Annotated in this window: 16 protein-coding genes and 1 pseudogene; 8 read left to right on the top strand and 9 right to left on the bottom strand. The window is 39.8% G+C overall.

Annotated features, from left to right (window positions below; translation table 11 throughout):
* Positions 1-8: 8 nt before the first annotated feature.
* From MLD56_RS18465 to MLD56_RS18445, 5 genes are read right to left on the bottom strand one after another with little or no spacing between them, the layout of a single operon-like run.
* Complete coding sequence (locus tag MLD56_RS18465) at positions 9-464, bottom strand: DUF4280 domain-containing protein (protein ID WP_029515612.1); 456 nt, start codon at positions 462-464, stop codon at positions 9-11.
* A gap of 31 nt (positions 465-495) precedes the next feature.
* Positions 496-1,125, bottom strand: a complete 630-nt coding sequence (locus tag MLD56_RS18460; RefSeq protein WP_029515611.1) for a hypothetical protein — start codon at positions 1,123-1,125, stop codon at positions 496-498.
* A 12-nt stretch (positions 1,126-1,137) separates the two neighbouring features.
* Complete coding sequence (locus MLD56_RS18455) at positions 1,138-1,650, bottom strand: imm11 family protein (protein WP_241113407.1); 513 nt, start codon at positions 1,648-1,650, stop codon at positions 1,138-1,140.
* A 12-nt stretch (positions 1,651-1,662) separates the two neighbouring features.
* Positions 1,663-2,766 carry a pentapeptide repeat-containing protein gene (locus MLD56_RS18450; protein WP_241113406.1) on the bottom strand — a complete coding sequence of 368 codons (1,104 nt, stop codon included), beginning with the start codon at positions 2,764-2,766 and terminating at the stop codon, positions 1,663-1,665.
* 20 nt (positions 2,767-2,786) lie between these two features.
* Positions 2,787-4,289, bottom strand: a complete 1,503-nt coding sequence (locus tag MLD56_RS18445; RefSeq protein ID WP_069012528.1) for a hypothetical protein — start codon at positions 4,287-4,289, stop codon at positions 2,787-2,789.
* Positions 4,290-4,567: 278 nt separating this feature from the next.
* Here MLD56_RS18445 and MLD56_RS18440 point away from each other — a divergent pair, with 278 nt between their 5' ends.
* The 3 genes from MLD56_RS18440 (at position 4,568) to MLD56_RS18430 (ending at position 6,842) form a co-directional block, all read left to right on the top strand.
* Positions 4,568-5,530: a helix-turn-helix transcriptional regulator gene (locus MLD56_RS18440; RefSeq protein ID WP_029515607.1), complete on the top strand. Its 963-nt coding sequence runs from the start codon at positions 4,568-4,570 to the stop codon at positions 5,528-5,530.
* 109 nt (positions 5,531-5,639) lie between these two features.
* A complete protein-coding gene (locus MLD56_RS18435; RefSeq protein ID WP_029515606.1) occupies positions 5,640-6,266 on the top strand; it encodes a type 1 glutamine amidotransferase family protein in 627 nt (208 codons plus the stop codon).
* 51 nt (positions 6,267-6,317) lie between these two features.
* Complete coding sequence (locus tag MLD56_RS18430; RefSeq protein WP_029515605.1) at positions 6,318-6,842, top strand: VOC family protein; 525 nt, start codon at positions 6,318-6,320, stop codon at positions 6,840-6,842.
* Between the two features lie 233 nt (positions 6,843-7,075).
* Here the strand turns inward: MLD56_RS18430 and MLD56_RS18425 are convergent, their stop codons facing one another.
* The 3 genes from MLD56_RS18425 to MLD56_RS18415 all read right to left on the bottom strand — a co-directional run bounded on the left by MLD56_RS18425 (position 7,076) and on the right by MLD56_RS18415 (position 11,809).
* Complete coding sequence (locus MLD56_RS18425) at positions 7,076-7,435, bottom strand: putative zinc-binding protein (protein ID WP_029515604.1); 360 nt, start codon at positions 7,433-7,435, stop codon at positions 7,076-7,078.
* Between the two features lie 1,015 nt (positions 7,436-8,450).
* Positions 8,451-8,810 (bottom strand): hypothetical protein, encoded by a 360-nt coding sequence (locus MLD56_RS18420; protein ID WP_029515603.1) that lies wholly within the window; start codon positions 8,808-8,810, stop codon positions 8,451-8,453.
* Positions 8,807-11,809 carry a contractile injection system protein, VgrG/Pvc8 family gene (locus MLD56_RS18415; RefSeq protein ID WP_241113405.1) on the bottom strand — a complete coding sequence of 1,001 codons (3,003 nt, stop codon included), beginning with the start codon at positions 11,807-11,809 and terminating at the stop codon, positions 8,807-8,809. The genes MLD56_RS18420 and MLD56_RS18415 overlap by 4 nt, the downstream gene beginning before the upstream one ends.
* A 424-nt stretch (positions 11,810-12,233) precedes the next feature.
* Between MLD56_RS18415 and MLD56_RS18410 the strand changes: the two genes are divergently transcribed.
* The 3 genes from MLD56_RS18410 to MLD56_RS18400 all read left to right on the top strand — a co-directional run bounded on the left by MLD56_RS18410 (position 12,234) and on the right by MLD56_RS18400 (position 13,689).
* Positions 12,234-12,656 carry a GNAT family N-acetyltransferase gene (locus MLD56_RS18410; protein ID WP_049816897.1) on the top strand — a complete coding sequence of 141 codons (423 nt, stop codon included), beginning with the start codon at positions 12,234-12,236 and terminating at the stop codon, positions 12,654-12,656.
* A gap of 545 nt (positions 12,657-13,201) precedes the next feature.
* Positions 13,202-13,468, top strand: coding sequence for a hypothetical protein (locus MLD56_RS26015; protein WP_029515602.1), 267 nt, complete (start codon positions 13,202-13,204; stop codon positions 13,466-13,468).
* Positions 13,469-13,521: 53 nt separating this feature from the next.
* Entirely contained in the window at positions 13,522-13,689 is a 168-nt protein-coding gene (locus MLD56_RS18400) for a hypothetical protein (protein WP_017426816.1), read from the top strand.
* Between the two features lie 171 nt (positions 13,690-13,860).
* On the opposite strand, the pseudogene MLD56_RS18395 reads toward MLD56_RS18400, so the two are convergent.
* Positions 13,861-14,112 (bottom strand): annotated as a pseudogene (locus MLD56_RS18395) (phenolic acid decarboxylase); the annotation flags it as partial.
* A gap of 200 nt (positions 14,113-14,312) precedes the next feature.
* Between MLD56_RS18395 and MLD56_RS18390 the strand changes: the two are divergent.
* On the top strand, positions 14,313-16,553 hold the full coding sequence (locus tag MLD56_RS18390; protein WP_029515600.1) for a right-handed parallel beta-helix repeat-containing protein: 2,241 nt from the start codon (positions 14,313-14,315) through the stop codon (positions 16,551-16,553).
* 529 nt (positions 16,554-17,082) lie between these two features.
* On the top strand, positions 17,083-20,511 hold the full coding sequence (locus MLD56_RS18385) for an SIR2 family protein (protein WP_241113404.1): 3,429 nt from the start codon (positions 17,083-17,085) through the stop codon (positions 20,509-20,511).
* Positions 20,512-21,010 lie beyond the last annotated feature (499 nt).

The raw sequence follows: 21,010 nt of genomic DNA, 5'->3' as shown, positions 1-21,010 counted from the left end.
TGATAAAATCAACCATCCTGTCCGTCATCTGTAATGGAGATGATACCTCCACCACCTGATCCCGTGCTGTCTGCACCAAAAAAGGAGGATATCGCCTCTTGTACACCTTGGCAGCTACACATTAAGGTCGAATTGTTGAGTAGGGCGGGTGCCCCCTCAACCAATACGTCTTCTTTCCCACCTGTCCACTTGGACCCAAACGCAATCTCCGGTTCACAGGGAAGACCTTGCTTCAATTTACACAGACCAAAAGCATTGATTTTGCTAATATTGGCTCCACAGATGGCATCGTCTACGTTCAGAACAGGCTTATCTTTAATGAAGACACCGTGGCTGTACATCATATTAAGCACACCAGGATCTGTACCTTGACTGCACTGTAACTTGGCGCCTCTCACCACATAAGAATGTTCTCCGCTGAGCGCACCTTGGGCCAGAGCTTTAATAAGTATAGGTAAAAACATACAAGTACCTCCTTGAATAAAAGGTATAGAATCAAGAAAGCTCCGACCATGTTACGGTGTGCAGCATAGCATAGGTTAACGGAACCCAGAGGGGAGCATCCTCCAGCTTAAATTGACAACTCCCGATCACAGCCTTGCCATGCCAGGAACGTACAAAGACAATCTGATAATAGGGGGAGGGGGAAACTAGAAAAATAGCTTCATAGCAGCCAATGATGGTATCTTGAATAGAAAGAGCCTTTTTATCTACGAGCTTCATACTTGGTTGTGCACAACTCGTTTGCTCAATCATTTGTTGTTGATAGATTTCTATTTGCGTGGGGTCCAGTTCTTGCCTGCTTTGGTGCAGACCGAACAGGATTCCGCCCAGCTTGTCCTGAACAACGAAGCTTTTCGACGGATCTAACGTCTGTCCAGCCCGAACTTCTGGAATAAGAGAGTCAGGTAGGGAAATGGTGAGTTGCTGTTCAAAGACAGGAAGGGTTTGAAACCGGATTTCCTGTTGATCCGATAGGGTTAGCGAGCCTTTTGAAATTCCCTCCATCGCTTCTTCAATAGTTACCATCATCCAGCTTTCATCGTTTTCCGCTGTACTTAATTGCTCTTTCAATATTTGTTGATGATGCAGTTTCAAAAAAAATTCATCCCAATGCTCCGTCAAGTTTGAACCTCCTTATAAGAGTTCTAGCTTTTGTAGCTGAAAACCACTCAAACTCCGCCGCAGTAAGCTTTCAGCAGCCTCCAAGCTAACAATGAAATAAGGTTCCCTTACGTTAGACAGTCGAAAAAAATGGTGTCCATTCACCTTTTGACTATCCAGCACAAGTCGTTTTAAGGTTTGGTCGTGCGCATAAAATTCAGTCTGTTCTGAAATGCCATCCACAGAGGGAAGGGATGAAATCCAATATAATTCTTGACGGCTAGGTTCACGGTTCACGATATACACCTGTTTAAAACGAGCTTGTGTATTGTATAGTTCTAGAATCCGTTTCATAGAATCGGAAAATAGCGGTTGTGAGGGTGAAAACGGTAGCCAGTCCGTGTACTCGGCATCTTCTGTCGCATGAACATCTAAAACCTGAGCCGGAGGCATGCCAACAAATGGCGTTTTAAAAAGGTCTAAATTCATCGGTTTAATGTTTCGGGAAATACGATGATCATCGACCAGCACATAATAATGGCGCATACACATTCCTCCTTATTCCGTCCACACAATAGATTGAAGCTGTGCTTCGCTTAGTTTCCAATGCTGTTGGTACTTTCGTGGGACAAGAGTTCCTTGCATCGAAGCCCCCTCAAAATATGCATGTTCAAACGAATGTACATCCGTAAAATCGGCCCCATCCAGGTTGGCGTGTTCGAAATGAAGCCCACATAGCCCCGGCACCCGAACTCCATGTTCCCGATACGGCTGTCCGCTGGCACTATTGAAGTTAGCACCTCTCAAATCGCTATATCTAAAATCCGTATCGGTCAGTAGACATCCCCCAAAGCTGCCTCCTTCCAGATTGGCTCGTTGCCAGATGCTTCCGATCAATATGCAGCTGTGAAACTGGCTTCCCCGTAAGTCACTGTGGCTAAAATCGTTATAGCGCAAATCCTTTTGCATCAGGTGAAGGTGGGGAAGAGAATGCCGCTTTAGGTTTTCGTAAACATAGGGTTCTTCTTCACTGGAATGTATCAATTGCTCTTTCACATGATCTGCAAGAAGTGCTTCCTGATCTTCGGCATATAGATTCTCGCTGATATCCTTGTACTCGCCCGTTCGGATAGCTAAACGATCAGCTTTATAAATGGCGAGATACTCAGGCATTTGAACCACTTCTGCCATCCCTAAGCGCAGGAGGGAGTTCACAAACTGGTGAAAAAAAGGAGCGGATTCCAACATCAGTCGTTCAACGTCCACTGAAGTGATCGTCCCCATATATATTTTTCGTTCCTGCTCCAAGGTTTCCAACATGGTATTCATTGCTGCGTAAGCCCATGATGCGTCATAGGTTAACTTGCAATCGGAATCATCTTCGTACCATTCAGCAGAGTAAGCCTCGACCATATACAGGTAGGATTGCTCCAGCATCTGAGTGCGCAAGAACGAGTAGTGAATATATCCAATGGGTTGTTTTTGACCTTGTTGCTGCATGCTCAGAATGTGTATACACAAATCCCTGAACGATTCTTTGAAGTCGAAGATCAGTTGAGCTTGGCAACGCTGAAACTTGGCTTCCAGCATGTCCAACTGAATGTCCAGCAAAGGTGTAAAATGGTGCTCTTTAAAATGGTGTAACGCCGCTTGTTTATCCATCTGCTAGTTCTCACCTTCCGTTAGTTCATCTTAATTTCCGTGCCGGAGAAGGTGGTTTTGTCATCCAGCGTAATCGTGTTGCCTTTACCAGACAGCTCAATTTTTCCGGCGGAAAGCTGGATGTTACCGGAACTCATAACAATATCCGAAGCCGCACTAATGCTCACATTTTTTCCGCTTACAATATCAATGCCTGTTTTATCGTTAATGACAATGGACATGCCATTGCCAGAAATAACGATTTGATCAGGGGCGAGCATGATTTCTTTGCCGTATTTGGTTCGCAGCGTCTTAATGGCAGGGTCAGCCATTCGATCTGGGGCAGGAGCTGCTGCGGATAAGGCTGAAGAAGACTTTGATCCGGCAGACAAAGTAGAAGCTGTGGCATGTCCAGAAGTCGCAGAAGATTTTCCCGTGGAAGGCTGCGGTTCTCTTTTAACTGAGCTGATCGCGTATCCTTCTTCTTCCTTATAACTGGGGAAATAGATACGGATGCTATCCCCGTCCTCAGGCATACAATACCAGCCCGTGTTATCCGCAGATGCATAAATGGTAGAGTAGGGAAACCAGTAATCCGTGTTCGGGTCTTGCTGATCGTCCATATCGAGCTGGGCGCGTACTTTGTCCCGACGAACGCTCAGTACCTTGCCATGAATGGAAGCGCCGATAATGGAGCGATTGTAGTCTTTAATTGGACGTAAGCCGCTTCGTGGTGACAGCTTGGCGGTATGGGTCAGCACCCCGTCTTTCATCTCCGTTAGCACCTCAGCTACGATCAGCTTATGACCTTGAAAGGTTACTTCATAGCCAGGTTCCAGTAATTTCTCCGTTTCGACCTCATATTGGATAAAATCAGCATCACGTACGCCGGGGATATGGTTTTCCGAGGCGGTCTGGAAGTCAGCTACTCGTTTGGTTACTTTATAATTCGTAGATTGTATTTCTCCTTTGCTGAGTCCCATAGGCAGGCCAAAATAAAACTTTGGTACTCCGTAGCCCACCGCAGGAATGAGTGGAGAGTAGAAGTGGGAAGCCATTCGTTTCAGAAATTGCCAATCGGTTTCATCATATTGCATGATAAAGGTGCCGATGGGCTTCTTGTGAGATACAACATCCATCGCTTCGGCTTTGGAATAGTCCGATACAATACTTTCAATCAGACCTGTATAGGTGAGCTTGGGGTTCTGGAAAGAGCGTTGATGCCGCTTAATATCTAACTCGTAGGTATGAGAAATGGCTTCGACGGTCAGATAATGAACCCCATGAACGACTTTTTCCTCCACATCCAAGGCAATGCCTCGAAAAAGGGGCTGTCGATTGCCATTTTTGTCTGTAACAAAAGCTTTGACCTGGGTTTCCTCATCCGAAGCACGCACATACAGCTCGCGCTTTTTCTCCGAGATGATACCTGTACAGATCATTCGGGCATGATCATTGACTGTTTTTAGGATTTTAAGTTCATGAAGGCGTACAAATTCATAAGGCATGATTTCGATATGACCGTACGTCACGGTGTTTTCCATAGATGTCTCCTTCTATAGTTGTTTTTGGTAAATGTTATTATGAGATTCTCAGCTAGATATGTTGTTAATGATAAATCCAGCATATGTATTTATCGGTTAAAAGAGAGAGTTAGTTTACAAAATGCCCCATTCGTTGTGGTATTTACTATGTGTAAATCTGGAATTGGAAGATATGAGAGGGACGTATAAAATGGAAAAAAGCATATAATAGGTGGTAAGAAGAGTACAAAGAGTTATTTATAAAGATTGAGTTTTAATGAGAGAGGAGGGTTCATGTTATGCCAAAAAACGATAATATGCTGGCCATTCTATGGATGTTGAATTCGGGTGTAAAAATGACCGCAAAACAAATATCCGAAAAGTTAGAAATAAATATAAGGACAGTTTATCGGTATATTGATGCTTTATGCGCCAGTGGAGTGCCTATAATATCCGACACGGGCCATAATGGCGGGTATAGCTTGCTGAATAATTTTATTAGAGCACCTTTACTATTTGATATGGAGGAGAAAAAGGCACTCCTTCATGCTGCTGTTTTTGCAAAAGAAGCTGGATACCCTTTGAGTGAGGCATTAAGCAGTGCGACATCAAAATTGAAAATGTATTCGAATCAGGAGCAGGAAAGTATACTTAGCCGTCATTTAGCCGGATTTGAAGTGATAAATCGCATGGGAGATCCTTCTCTTCAGCCGGTATTGGCAGAATTGGAGCAGGCTGTAGCCAACGAATTCTCTGTAGAAATGGATTATCGCACAGGCCATGAAGAACAACCCAAGAATAGGGTGATAGACCCCTATGGAATGGTTTACTGGAACAGTAAATGGTATACTGTTGCTTTTTGTCACCTACGGAATGAGATCCGTAGCTTTCGGGCAGATCGGATTCTACAAATCAAGCGTACTCCAATCCTATTTAAGCGTCCTGAGGCTTTTTCGGCTCGTGAATTTTTTATGCAAAATCTGTTGCCTGATTTAGTAGGCAAGGACGGTTTAATTTCTTTAATGATCGAAGGCAGGTCGGAGGCATTGGATGACTTATGTCTGCATTGGTTTTTGGGGCATCATCTGAAAGAGCGCACATCCAATCAAGCCATCTTTTTGCTTGAGGAAAAATCACTTCATACCTATGTCCCTTATTTGCTCCTAACCTACGGGAAATCTATTCAAGTCATCGAACCACAGAGTTTGAAGAAAAAACTTGTTGCTGTTGCGTCGGAGTTAATGGAATATTATCAGCGCTAAAAGCTTCACTGACAGCAGATGTCAGTGAAGCTTTTTTATAATGAGGATAATCACGGATTACCGAGGGTTGGTATCACTTGATAAATTATAAAATAAGGAGAACCTGTGAATGAATAGTACGGTATATCTGTATGTATTTGACACTATGGCAGACTGGGAGATTGGTTACTTAACTGCCGAACTGAACTCGGGGAGATATTATAAAAAGGGGCTGTCCCCATCCAAAATTGTTACCGTGGGACTGGAAAAGACTCCTGTAACTACCATGGGCGGATTGACAATACTGCCTGACATCAATCTGGATGAGTGCAGTATTGAAAGCACAGATGCATTGATTTTACCCGGTGGAAATACATGGACAGAAACCATTCATCAACCGATTTTAAAAATCGCTGAGAGGTGCTTAGAGGAAGGGATATGGGTTGCTGCGATTTGTGGTGCGACCATGGGACTTGCCCAGGCAGGATTACTGAATTCACGTTGGCATACAAGCAATGATCTGGAATACCTCAAAATGACCTGTCCCACCTACACGGGCGAAAAGTATTACAAAATGGAGTCTGCTGTAACCGATGGAAAACTAATCACTGCATCTGGAACAGCTCCTTTGGAATTTTCCGTACACGTCTTGAAAGCTCTGGGTGTGTTTTCTTCTAAGACATTAGAAGCCTGGTATAGTCTAAATAAGACTCGTGCATCCAAATATTACTATGAGTTGATGAATTCAATCCAATAAAGGAATAAGCATAAAACTGAACTGTTACGATCATTTAAAGGAGGAGTCAAAATGACTGAAAGCAGAGAATATATGGGAGTGTCAGGTAAATATACAAAGAAGGGGATGCCCAACGGCTTTACATCTATTACCCCTTTTATTACAGTGAAGAATCCTTCTGAAGCAATAGAGTTTTATAAAAGTGTTTTCAATGCAAGGGTTAAGGATATTACTGAATTTCCTGATGAGAATGGCAATAAAATCATTGTTCATGCTGAATTAGATTTTGGAAATGGTTTTTTGCAGCTGGGAGCAGCGAATCCGACATATCAATTGGTCTTGCCACCAGATGGAGACAATGCGTGTTATTCTTTCGGAATTTACGTCATGAATGTGGATCAGGTCATTGAAAATGCGGTAACAAGAGGAGCGAAAGTAAGGGAACCAGTTACAAACTTTGTTTCAGGTGATCGATTCGGAAGTATACTGGATCCTTGTGGAGTAAGATGGTCTATTATGACTAGGATCGAGGATTTGTCAGAAGAAGAAAGCAGTCGTAGGGTTGCTGAATGGGCTAAAAGCTTTAGCGGAGAATAAATGCAATCATTTTTTTGGTAGAATGCGTTAAAGGTGACTACCTGCTGAAATGATGTAATAGAAATTCTGGTGGCCCTTAAAGGTGTGTTAAGAGCCACCAGTAAAAACTAATTTACGATATTGTTACATAATAAGAGCCAGCTATACTTTTACTGTATACTGTCCCAACACCTTGAAGGAATTAAAAAAAAGGTAAGCCATCCTTCGATACACACCTTCATTTTGATTAAGAATTATTGTCCAATTTGTTCTAAGATTTGTGTATAAGCATTCCTATAATGATCAGGGTTAGGATCTTCTCCTATTATCTTGGGTACGTCAAAGTCAGACAGCAGGAAATGGTGTTTGGCTTGAACTTCATGCCTTGCTAAGCAACTCTTGCAACAGGACAAGGGACAGCCGTCAATTGCAATAATGTCACGTCCCGATTTTGCTGTTCTGACAAGTGGTTTGACATCACCACCAACACCAGCTATGCAGGACATTTCAGCGACTTTTTCTCGATCCATTTGTATAGCGATCATGTTAGCGGTTTGTGCTGCGGAGGAACATCCAGAACAAGAATAGACAAGAGGTAAATCAGTTCTTTTCATCTTTGTACACTTCCTTGTTTTTTCTTTGTGATCCATCAGAGTATCTTTGGTTTTAGATAAAATAAATTTAAAATTGTTTGTATTTTAACTTAAATTTACAGTCTAAACCGTGATCGTGATCACGACAATATTTTTGTGAAATCTGTTATAGGGCTAACTGTGTGTATATATAAATCAGCTAGATCTTTAGAAAAAAGGCTTATCCCAACTCATAGATTGAAGTTGGAATAAGCTTTGAAAGTTTAATGTTTAGGTACACTTAAACTAATCAATTTCCGTGTTAAAGAATTTTAGACAATTTTGTACCATCAAACTTGTCACCCCATCCTCTATTTTCTTCTATAGAAAATTTTAGAAATGGGTCGATACTTGGCAATGGGAAATCGTAATCTATCATGAGCTTTATAATTCTCTCCAAAGATTTCAAACTGCTTTCGCCGTATCCTTCGATTACAGCGTACGCATGACTGATACAAGGTCATAAATACCTCGCAGTAGGGCGTCGACTGACGCATCTATATTTTGATATAACTCTTCCTCCTCGTATGTTTTGAATTCTGTTAAATTCTCAGGAATTAATTCAACGACTATATCGTTCCAATCATCCAAGTAATGTATTTTGGATTATAATACTTTGTACCAGATTGGTTAAGATCACCCGTCCCCTTAATAGTAGTGGTGTTTATCCTAAAAGTTGGTATTTATTGGTATTCCATTCTCCCTATCAGGGTAGCATAATTTACAGAGCTGCGAGTAAATAAAAAAATCAAAAAACAAAGAAAACAAAAAACAGGTCAATCATGGTGGTATCTGACCATAATCAACCTGTTTGATGTAACGTAGTAGCGTTATTTAGGTTATAAAGTTAAAGCATTGCTGTGTTATGAAGAAATCTTTATACGGGTATTACTTGGGTTATATGTGTTATTGCTTGAATAATGGGTTCATTCGTCACCCACCCCCTCCAAAAGAAGAAACCTTGAAAGGCATGACGCCAATCAAGGTTTCAAAATATTTACCCTTCCTGATGTTCCGTTTTCGCTATATCAATCGCCACGGCTAATTTAATCTGGAATATTTTACTCAAACGTTTTTGGAAATCTCTCAGATTGTAAGTTTCAATTAAAGGAACTTCCGAATGATTGACTCTACTAATTTCAATTTTAGCGATTTTATCAATGTCAACCAAAATTGTGTATATGTCCTCGCCTTGTTCAGGTGTCCAATTCAAAATATATGCACTTTTTAATTCTCCAAAGGTAACTCTTAACACATTCAATATTTTTTCGGCTTTTCCGTCTTTAGCCAAAAGCAAATTTGAACCTTCTAATTCCTTTCTGAAATCTTGTTCTTGTTTACTTCCTATGAGTTTCATTTTATCACCCCCGGTGTAGCAGTAACTAGATTTCCATGCTTATCGGTTAATACAGTCATAGTATTTGTTGAAGAACCACTAAACTTGTCAATTCCTATGTTAGAGTCTAAAGTAACTTCCCTCACATATCTAGCTTGTTTTTCAATTGACCCATCTGCTAACTTTATGTCTGAATATAAAACTTTTGAAACTGGTGTACTCACAACTTCTTTACTTTGAAGAATGCTCTTTAGTTCACCGGGTGTAACCGAGAATTGGGAAGCATTCTTATTGGGGTTAAAATGCCTATCTAGTACGTGGTTAAATCCTGCTCCTTCCTCTGCAGTTCCATTTCTTAAGTTTATTCTTGATTGAACTATAGGGGGCATTCCATCAATCTTACCCGTCCCCTCAGTTTTAGGAGGTTTCTCCTTGGGTTTGCCTGCTTTTGAAGGCATAACTTCTGATGCGTTCTCAATAGGTTCGGATGCATTTTTTGTGGTGATGCTCTTCTGATCTATTCGCTGTTGGATTCCCCTCACATTTTCTCTTGCGAGCCTAGCGTTCTCAGATGCCCCTTCTTTGCTCATTTTGGAGAATTCATTTTTAAAGGCTCTACCTTCACCACCTCGACCGTCGAGTGCAAACGGCTCTGCTGTTAGGTTTGCATAGCTCATCCATCGTTGTTCTTCCGGTGTGATGCCCTCTTGATTAGATAGAACCAAAAAATCTCCTGGATAGTTTTGTTTCCAGTCATCGTAGTATTTAAAATCTGGATCTCCATTCGCCATACGAACCACCCCGTCCTCAGCACGGTAGCTTCCTAGCGGAATTTCAGGTCTGCGATCACCTTCTAATGAAGCCCAATAGACATAATCACTATAAATTCTCTCATACTCTTCATCTGTAAGCTCTGGTGGCGCAGCTTCTTTTTTCGCTTTAAGGGCTTTAGCTCTAGCTTCTTTTTCTGCTTTAAGAGCAGCTTCAGCCCTTGCTTTTTCTTGTTCTTTATATTCCCTCAGCATTCTATCTTTAACACTTTTAGGTACCTGTTGATAGGCATGAACCATGGTTTTCGATGTTGTCAGCAAGTTTTGGATCAGCTCTAATCGGCTGCCGGAATGTACTATTTGACGTGCGCTCGTATACACTTTCCCCAGAATCCATTTGCTATAGTAGGCATGTCTCGCTTGCTCATGTTCATACTGAGTAATTAACCCTTGTAATGCTAGACCAGCCAAGTGTTTCAACGGATGAATACCGTTCCCCTTACTGCCTCCAACGGTAGGGGTTCCTTTGCTCCGAACAGGGATCGCTGCGGTTGCCCTCAGAATCACACCCGCTGCAGGTCCACTTAGCGCTCCCACAACAACGCCAGCCACTTTCCCCATAACTGGAATGGAGCCTAATAGCTTGGATACTGTCCCCATCATGGCATTCGCCTGTTGAAGCTCTGCTGGACTGGTGACTTTTGCTTTAGGGGTAGAGGCTTGGCTGCTAGATGAATCCTTGGCTGCTGATTGAGCTGCTTCAAATGCTTTGATGCTCATCAATGGGGGCTCAGGTACAGGAGGGAGGTCGGCTACGAAAACAGGAGCTTTCACCGTACCCTCCTGATAAATCACCGGAGCTTTGGTATCCGTCTCACCATCCAGTACCATGCTGCTGGCTCCACCTTTTAAGTATAGCGCCGTGCCAGCTTCGAGTGATAGTTCCTCGCCTGCACCCAGTTTCACATGACCACCCTGAATCTGCACATTCCCCGGACTGTTGATGGTAATGCCGCTACTTTCATGCAGTGTAATGGAAAATTCACCGGAGGTGGATAGGGTCAGTTCATGTTCAGACATTTCTACGCCGCTACCTTGAATATGTTGCCATACCTTCACATTCGGCTGTCCATGGGTGTGGCGTTGTTGTCGCAGCGAATCCGTTACATAGGCATCCTGTTCGCGGTGTGTTGGCAGATACAATTCCACCTGTTCCCCGATCTCAGGCATATCGTACCAGCCGCTATGTTCTTCGGCAACATAACGGGTGGCTACAGGGAACCAGCAGGCTTTAGCCGGGTCTTGCTTGGGATCAATGTCGAGTTGAAGCTGGACGAAATCCTGCTGTACCTTCAGTACCGTTCCTATCAGCGAAATTCCAGTAGCCTGATCGTTTTCATACCGCGCATAGCGGATATCTTGTTCAGCTTGAAGATCATAACGGGTGCGCAGTAGGCCGTCCGCTAGCGTAGTCACTGCTCGAACCACGACCAACTCTTTACCTTGTCCAATGGGTAACGTAATGAGGTCGCCCAGCGTATAGTATTGCAGACTTTCAATCATATAGGTGACATATGAGTCAGCACGTTCGCCTGGTTTTTCCGCATCCAACTCATGAAACGTTTTCCGAACTCGATAAAATACATCCCGCTCTACCTTATGCTGCTTGCCTTCAGGCATCCCGAAGAAAACCTTGGGCGAAGCTGCGGTTACCTCTGGCACAAGTACGGAACCAAAGCGAGAAGCGAGGCGTTTTAAAAACGCCCAATCCGTCTCATCATATTGTAAAACAAATGTCTCTAGTTTGGCATAGTGGCTTACCGTATCAATGGCATCTCCGTACTGATATTTTCGAACCAGCGCAGTGACCAAATCATCATAGGTACGATGAATATCTTGGTAGGAGCGTCTTTTACGTTTGATATCCATCTGGTGCGAATGGGAAGCGGCCTCCAGTTCAAACGTATACACGCCTCGCACACAGTGTACGGACATACGTGTAACAATCCCATGGAACAGCCTTCTCAGCGATTGTCCCTGCTCATCCAACTGACGAATCACAATCGGCTCTTGCTCCATATTTTGACCGATACAAGCTGCTCCCTGTTCTTCGGAGAGCATGCCATTGATATGTAAAAAGGCATGATCATTAATGGCGCGTGTTATTTGAAGTTGTTCGATGTGTAATGGCTGAAAGGGACCATAAAAGCGTAGGCTTTCATATCCGATCCCATCTGATAATACGCTCAAGTGAGTTCATGTCTCCTTTCTAGATGCGATGGGTATTTCTAAGTAAAGCACGTCTTCTTGAAATTGCTTTTGATTAAAGAAGCCGCAGATGAGTATAACAGTGAGTCAATATAAATATGTATAACAAGGTTTGTACGCTAAAAAGGGACGAGAGGCGATATTTAATAAACAACCCAGCATATGTATTTATCGGTTAAAAGAGAGATTTAGTTTACAGAATGAACCATTGGTTGGGGGATTTACTATGTTTATTTTTGGAAGTAGGAGGATGAGAGGGAAGTGTAACAAGAGTTAATATAGGAATATGGTAATACGCCACATGGTTTGCTATTTCGATGCTTTTCCATGCTGCCAAAATAGATACTTAAAACCAAAATGATACCCTATCCAAACGATCTAAATTTAAAAATAATGGAGTGATAGAATGATAAGAGGACTTGTACTTTTAACTGGTGGGAATATTGAAGATTACTTACCAGACTTATATGATTGGAGTCTTACTGAAAGCGAAAAAGAGCAACATACTTGCCGACCCATAATCGAACTTCCTCCATATAACAATTATAAAGAGAATGTACTGAAAAGGCTTGCAAATGGGCAATTAATATATATCTTGGTTGATAAAAGTAACAGTAATAAGCGGATAGGAAAGATACAGCTTTTTGACTATAATTCTCGAAATAAAAGTGCCGAGATCGGATACTACTTGCCTCTAAAACATAGAAAACAAGGATATGCGAATGTATTGCTAGAGTTATTTATAGATACCATTTTTGAACGTAAGGATTTGGAGTTGAACAAAATTTATGCAACGGTTGCAGCATGTAATCAAGCTTCTATAAAATGATTAGAAAAATTCCATTTTAAGCTGGATGGAACTTATCGAGAGCATTATTGGTTTAGTGATGGTTCGATATGCGATCAATATCATTATTCTTTGCTAAAAAGAGAGCATGCTAGCTTAGCTGAAAAAGAAATAGAAGGAAATTGAACTATTATTTTTAAAATGGAACGAGTTAATTTCAAGTAAATCCGTTCCATCCTCTCGACACACGTTGAGGCCGTAGTAAAGCTATGTCGAGTCGATATATAGAGGTGCTTAATTGTAGCTTCCTATGTCCTTTACGACTGGGGAAAAGTTTATAGAAATAAGGTATGGCACAACAAAATAAATGTTTCGATTTTTTTGGATTTAAAGTGGTTGGACACATCCGATGTATCTAACTGAAAATGTGAGTATTCAAGAGAGCGTCCCTAGTTTGGCGTTCTTTTCTTTGTACGCTACCTGTAAGAATTCCTCATTCAATAAGGTTATTCCCTTCTGTGACGTGCAATCAACTTGCTGTGGTGCAATTACTTTAAATAAATACAGATGCAGGGAAGGTGAACCCTTTGGATAAATTTAAAGATCTGGAGAAATTGATTAAGCTTACAGGAGATCGCGCCAAGTTGGATGCGAAAGCGAACGATACCTATATTGTATATAAAACGCCGGATGGCCAAATTGTAAAAGAATACAACAATGGAGACATTGTTCCTGTTGCGGATACGGATGTTCTCATGCATAAACATATACCAATAATGTATGTATTTGCGGGGAATAATGGAAGCGGTAAAAGTGCGATTCAGAACCTGGTTGTTGACCCGACTGGGAATTAGCGTAAATATTGATCCTGATGCCTTGCCCAGAGGAATCGAAGAGACTTTCTGAGATGGATATTGTGAACAGACCTGAATTCTCGGAATGGGAGGATAAGCATCATTACAAGCAAGCATTGGAGAATGAAGCTTTGTACTGGCAGGGCATGAAGGACGGAGCACAGTTTGTATATGTTGTATTAGAGATGATGCTTCATGATGAAAAAGAGAAAGAAGAATAGCCAATGGAGATTAGATGGTTATAGAGAACATTAAAAAAGATGCTGGGCACCTACCAACCTGGTCATACCCCTGTCAAGTAGACAGGGTATGACCAGGTTGGTAGGTGTTTTAATTTGTCTTACGTTATGGGACACAGGCTCAGGCTTTTTAGTTCAATTCGTCTTGATTGACTATGCTTGCACCTTACCCGCACGAATATCATCTGTCATGCCCGCGTAAGGTGCCTGGGCAATCAACTTCTCGTTGTTCACACCTGCATTTTCAATGAAAGTAATATATGCGAATTCAGGAACTACATGCTTCGGATAAGTCTGATACTTTTCACGCGATTCTTCCATCAGAGGGATGAAATCATTTTGATAGCGTACTTTAATCTCTGGATGCTCATGCACCCATTTCGGAAAGAAAATAATACCATGCATGGTCAATGAAATGGCTGGATGGGTTCAGTATCGGAGAAGCTTCGCCGAAAGAATCATAAACTTTAAGTCGGTATAAGTCGATTAAATAATTAAGGGCTTATATATACACAAATTTCTATATTAGAACATACCTAGCAGTGAACTTAGGCCCAAGCGTAGAAGCCGTATCTAAAAATAGAATTCATTCCAGGAGGTAAGCTATGAATAAGAGAACAGGCTTTAGATTTTTAGTTGTAATTATGATGATTTATGTATTTACTTTTAATCTGGGTGTGGAAACTGTAAAGGCAAATTCCGTATATTATGTTTCTACAACGGGGAATGACATCACTGGAACCGGTACACTATCAAATCCATGGAAAACCATACAAAAGGCAGCAGATACCATGAAAGCCGGAGATACCTGCATCATACGAGGTGGTACATACCGGGAAACAGTAACACTTCATACTTCCGGAAGTTCTGCAAAACCCATAAACTTTGAGGCTTATACAGGAGAGAACGTAACGGTATCCGGTGCCGATCCGGTTACTGGCTGGAAAAATTACTCCGGATCCATCTATTATGCGGAAATGAAGGGTTCCCTTGGAACAAAAAATCAGATATTTGTTAATAAGCAAATGCAATTTGAAGCCAGATGGCCCAATTCACCAACACTTGATCCCTTAAATTCAACATATGCAACAGTTGATTCCGGTTCCACTACAACCATCAAGGATGGAAACTTAACTCAGGCACCTGGATACTGGGTTGGCAAAACGGTTTGGAGTGTTCCGGGAACAGGCTACAAATCTTATAAAAGTACCATTACCAGCTCAAGTGACGGCTCCATTACCTTTGATCAAATAGATACTGCAGCGACAGGCGGTAACAGCTATTATATTACTGGTAACCTTAAAGATCTTGATAGTGCGGGAGAATGGTATTATGACAGCACTACTGGCAGACTTTATTTATGGGCACCTGGTGGAGTTGATCCGAATACTTTGACAGTAGGAGCAAAGAAGCGGACTTATGCATTTGATTTAAGTTCCCGATCTTACATAAATATTACCGGAATTAATATCTTTGCCTCCAGCATTAAAATGTCGAATTCTAATTACTGTAAAGTTTCTAATATGATTGCGGAATATGTCAGTCATGATTCGGATGTTACGAGACAATACAGTACAGGGATATTTATGTCCGGTACCAATAATGAGCTTAGAGACAGTACTTTGACCTACAGTTCCGGTAATCTGGTGAGTATAGAGGGAACAGGAAATAAGGTAATTAATAATCTTATTCATGAAGCAAATTATTCGGCAGCGGATATTCCGGCAATCTATCTATTGGGGGCAAACCATCTAATCAGTCATAATACGGTATATAACGCTGGGCGTCATCTGATATTTATGCCTACCCAAAACAGCCAGATACAATATAATAATCTGTACAATGCAGGAAAGCTGACAAAAGACTGCGGAATACTCTATGAATTTGCCTGGGATGGGCAAGGGACGGTAATTCATCATAATTACATCCATGATAATCTGGCAAAGAATTATTCCGGCACTGGTATCTATCTGGATAACGGTAGCAAGGGCTATATTGTGCATCATAATGTTGTATGGGGAAACTATACAGGGATAAGATTGAACACACCCAGTAATTTTAACCTGATTTATAACAATACCACCTACAGTAACGGAAATGTAGGATATTGGGGAAGTAATTTTCAGTCAGATATGTACGGCGACAGAATTTTCAACAATATCTTTACTACAGCCTTTACACTGCCTGGTACTCATATAGAGGGAAATAATATTACCTCAGAAACCAATCCGTTATTTGTGAATCCCACAGCATATGATTTCAGGTTGCAGTCTACTTCTCCAGCTATTAATGCAGGGGTTGTAATATCTGGAATCACGAATGATTATGTTGGTGCGGCACCGGATATTGGAGCATATGAGTTCGGTGGAACTGACTGGACTGCCGGGCATGATTTTTCTTCATCTCCGGACCCGGTTTTTGAGAGTGTCAGCTTACTTTATGATAATAACGTAAGGCAATCTGATTTCGAGAAAGGGATAATCTCACCATGGGCAGCAACATATTCAGATACTGCTGCAAGTGTATCGGTACCAAGAAGCGGCTCTAAGAGTGTTAGATTGGGACCCGGAGAAGATGGTATCGAGCAGGTACTTACGGGGCTAAGTCCTAATACCAGCTATATGTGTACCGCCTGGGTTAAGGCAGACATAGGAGAGCGGATTCAGATTGGCGTTAATGGCTTTGAAGGAACGGATGCATCCGCAACATCTGACAGTACATCCTGGACAATGGTAAACATTCCTTTTACAACCGGAGCAGGCGCTACCAGGGCAACAGTGTATGCTTACAAGAATCCTGGTACAGCATATGTTTATGTGGATGATTTTGGGGTAGTTGAGCAATAAATTATTTTACTGGTTTTATGTTTGACAGGATTGTCAGAAAGTCAGAAAAACCAAGACTGCCTTGGGGCAGATGGATCAGGAGGGACACTTTCAGTAGAAAATAAAAAAAGAAAGACATAAAGACTCTGATCTAAAAACGATAGATTTTCCGCCAAGGGGCGACCAGGCCTTAGGGTCATCATTTTTGTACACTCAAGGCACGTGGAGTGCGTGGTAGTAATATATCGAGATCAGAAGCATTGATGTACGAGGGTTTAAGAGGCAACTTGAATATGTTCCTGCATTCAAAAAAACGCTTTAGAGTTGAGTGCGGGAACATATTTTTATTTACATACATAAGGTTTGTGAAGTCGGTGGTATAGATATATTGAGAGGTATATTGGAGCAGTGAGGGAAGGATGCGTATTTAGAAGAGCGAAAATAGATCTCTCGCTTTTTTGCATAGAACCATTCGACAATTTGATGTATAATTTTTCCTAAAACAATAGGTATAGAATCAAAAAAATATATTTTGAAAGGAAGTAGAAGAGTGAGCGGTAATATTGAGAAATACGAGGAGCATTTGAAAATTATAAAAGAAGCATTAGAAATGCAAAATGCTTATTTGTTCATTGGTGCGGGATTTTCACAGAACGCAGAACCTAAGACAGTAAATACTGAAACTAGCTTCAAAACTTGGCCTGGATTTATGAATCAATTAGCATTAAAGTTGTGGCCAAATGAGACATCAGACCAAATTTCAAGTAGGGTGGCTGGAGACCATCTGTTTATTGCCCAATTGTTTGAGGAAGAGTTTGGTCGAGAGCGGTTCTACCATGAACTTTTAGAGGCGGTACCTTATAAAGACTATGTTCCTTCAGCAATACATAGAGAGGTTATGGAGATTAGTGATTCAGCAAAATGGCGTGGGTTTATTACAACCAATCAAGATTGCCTTATTGAGCAGACATTAGATGAACTTCATATTTTTCATGATGTAATAATCGATGATTTGGACCTGTCTACTAAGCCTTCTCCTGTCAAAGTGTATAAATTGCATGGAAGTATGGAAAGCCCCAACAGCATAATTTTCACAGAGGAACAATATCGGACATTTGAGAATAATCATCCATTACTACACTTAAAAATAAGGTCGATATTTGCTGAAAACATTGTTGTTTTTGTTGGATTCAGTTTAACAGATACAAATTTTAAATCTATAGTTGGATGGGTTAGAGACATTTTGACTGTGAATTACCAGAAAAAAGCATATGCATTTATTTTCGATAAAGATATAGATGTTTATACCTATAGATACTGGGAAAAAAGAAACATAATACTTCTTCCTATTTCAACCGCAGGTTTTTTAGACCGTGGTAATGCTTATGTAACGGGCTTAAGGGAATATATAAATTTTTTTAAGCAATCAAATTTTCAGGATACAAACAATGAATCTACTGAAGTTATTGATACAATAATTGAAAGTATTGATAATTTAATATTACCGGGGACTTGGGAAGATAAAAAAACAGAAGAATTGTTAAAAATTTTGTCCAAATTTAAAAAATACTCCTCTGATATTTTGTTTAATAGGCTCGTTCCGTTTTTCAATAATATATTTCCTGATTTAGAGGCAAGTAGGCAACTTGAAATTCTATTAACATTATATGAGCCTTCTATAATGTTTAATAAAATAAATGAAACTTCCTTGAGTGATCTTATAATTAATCTCTTGAAAAATACACAGGAGTTTTATGATAAAGACTTTTTGTATAAACTTTTGGCAGACAAAGCTGAAAAGCTGTTTGCCTATGGGAATTATGATGAAGTGAAAGAACATGTTCGAAATAGTTTGAATAGTTATAAAGATATTTCAGTGAGTTATAAAAATGAACTACTATACTGGCAGATTTGTGCAGAAAAACTGTCTTTTAATTTTAACATGATCAAAACTTTACTCCATCAAATAGTTATTGATTGGCATAATCCTCTTTGGCTAAATAGATTAGCTTCTATACATTATTTTAATGGGGATCTTGCTATAGCATTGAATTATTACAATAGAGCAATCGAAAGTGGTATGCAGAAAAAAGACGATTGGAATACCTATACAGCTTTAGCGTCAAAAATACATTTACATTCCAATAACTACTCCGAAAATATGAAGTTATCAAGGCAAGATGAGGAATCTACTATTCGAATTTCAAATAATCTGAGGCATAAATTAAAAGAATTGGATCATCCAACGTTTAAACAATGGGAAAAAGTAAGGGAGATTAAAGAGCAGTGGTGGACAGTTTATAAAAATTGGAAAGAAGGACTTGTTTCAGAAAGTGGTAGTTTCCATTCATTTAAATCAGAGGCGATTTATAAAGTATACGAAGCCATTTGGTTTCATCAATACAATGGTCTTCCTGACCAAAGTTTAATGGGGACAACATTTGATGTTATAACAGATATCTTCGTAGAAAATAATAATTATGAAAAAGCGGCTTCGTTATCTCTTATCTTTGGTTTTAACAAGAAGATATCTGCTTTATTTCACTACAAAAAAATATCTGAATTACAAGATCAAGTTTACAGAAATATTTTTAATCAATCAATTATGTCTGCTAAACATTTAATAGACCATTGTAAGTCGCAACAAAATAGTAAAGACTTATCTATGTTGGAAACATGGATCGAAACTTTACTAAATTTATGGGAAAGAATTTTTCCTTTCTTATTCGATAAAGAAATTTCAGAAGTTCAAGGATGTTTGTATCAATTAAAAGATTCTATCACGGGACTTGGTCGCATTTTTTCGATCAGAGAGAATATCATTCAAGTTATGGTTACGTGTTTGTTTTATCGTAAGGACCAAAAAATCTTAGAAACATTAATACAGTGGATTGCGGAAATGCCCATAAGTTTTAGGCTTATTAGGCCGTTGCAAAATGTGATTTGGAATGAATTTAGAGGGAGTAAATTAATATCTAGCGAATTCCTTGAAATTGTCCTTTCTGTAAATGATATTTATTGCTGTAACCTTATCTATGATTGGATCAAAGAGGGGATTTTAGAGGATTATCAAATAAGTAAAGTAGTGCAACATCTTTTTATAGAGGATAGAGGTTCTATCGAGGAGAAGCTTCTACTTTCTCCTTTAGTAAAAGAGAAGGTGGACGATACCTTAATTTCAGAAATTATTACAAGCGGAGTTGATAAATTTGGAAAACATCAATCGAGTAACGATATGTTTTTACTATTCTATCTAGCAAAAGTTGCTGATAAAATGAAAGAAGAACAAATAAATAGATTAATAGAGCTTACAGAAGAAAAGATTGAAAATGCCCAAAAAGGAAAACCACTTAGCTTCTTTACGGCTTATTCAGAAGAAGAAGAAGGAATAACGGGGGCGTTTCTTCTTTTATTAAGTAATTTATTTTTGGATAAAAAAATTGGTATGAATGATGTAGTTGAGAAAGTTCAAAAATATTATAAGTGGGATAGACACGCTTATCAGGCACTGGAGGTTTTTGCTGTTTTAGATGGGATGAAGGAGAAGATTGAACAACAACTTTTAAGTGGAATTCAATCTTTTAACTTAAATACTCGGACAGAATATTCTTATCTAATTGGACGTTTTATGGGGAGAGTTGAAAATATAGACGAAGGAAATGAAAAGTTACTTAAACACTTATTTTTTTCGGTATTTGATACAAGCGTGGAAGTGTCTAGTGAAGCTATTCGTGCATTTGCATTTATTGCAAGTGAAAACAGTTCTGTTATTTCCAAAAATATGTTAATAGATATTATCAATATTGTCAAAGACACTCTTTCTCGAAAGCATGTTGGCTATCTAACCAATTTAGCTTTTTTTCTCAAAGAAGTAAGCAAATTAGAGAAGTTAGAAGATGAACAAGCTTTTATTGTGAAAGAGACCATAAATAAATTAAAAAACATGCCGTATGCTAATGTTAGGAGAGAATTATTATAATCTACTTTTGTAATGAATCAGTTGAATTGTGAAGTCGATTCTTGCTATATAATATAAAGTATAAAGCAATGTGATACTCTAGATTCAGTAAAAGTTGGGCCCTTGGTATTATTCAAGGGCCTTTTTTGTTCCATATATCCCCATTAATATGCTATAGTGTAAGCAATAAAGAAGATTTATGCAGATTTTAGTAGGGTGTTGGAAGGATGTTTTTCTTTGGTGAAGGGCATATAGTCCTTATTTATAAACTGAGATATTGCAATGAGTAAAAGCGATTGGCTAAAACATACTATAGTAGTAGGAGATAAGTTGTTTCTGTATTGAAAGGACTTTGGTTATAGGTGAATTGGCTACGGGGAATTTCGCGGGTGATGGCTTTTGAACTCCATCCTTGACTGTGCAGGTTTTCTAGTTTGCTTCGTTTGCTATGCTTAGATGTGAGCGCTTCATGGAGTAATTCCTCGTGTAAATGAGATATGGAAGTTTCATTTTAAGAACC

This window comes from Paenibacillus peoriae, assembly GCF_022531965.1.
In the GTDB taxonomy this organism is placed as follows: Bacteria; Bacillota; Bacilli; order Paenibacillales; family Paenibacillaceae; genus Paenibacillus; species Paenibacillus polymyxa_D.
This window is presented reverse-complemented; position numbering and strand designations above follow the sequence as displayed.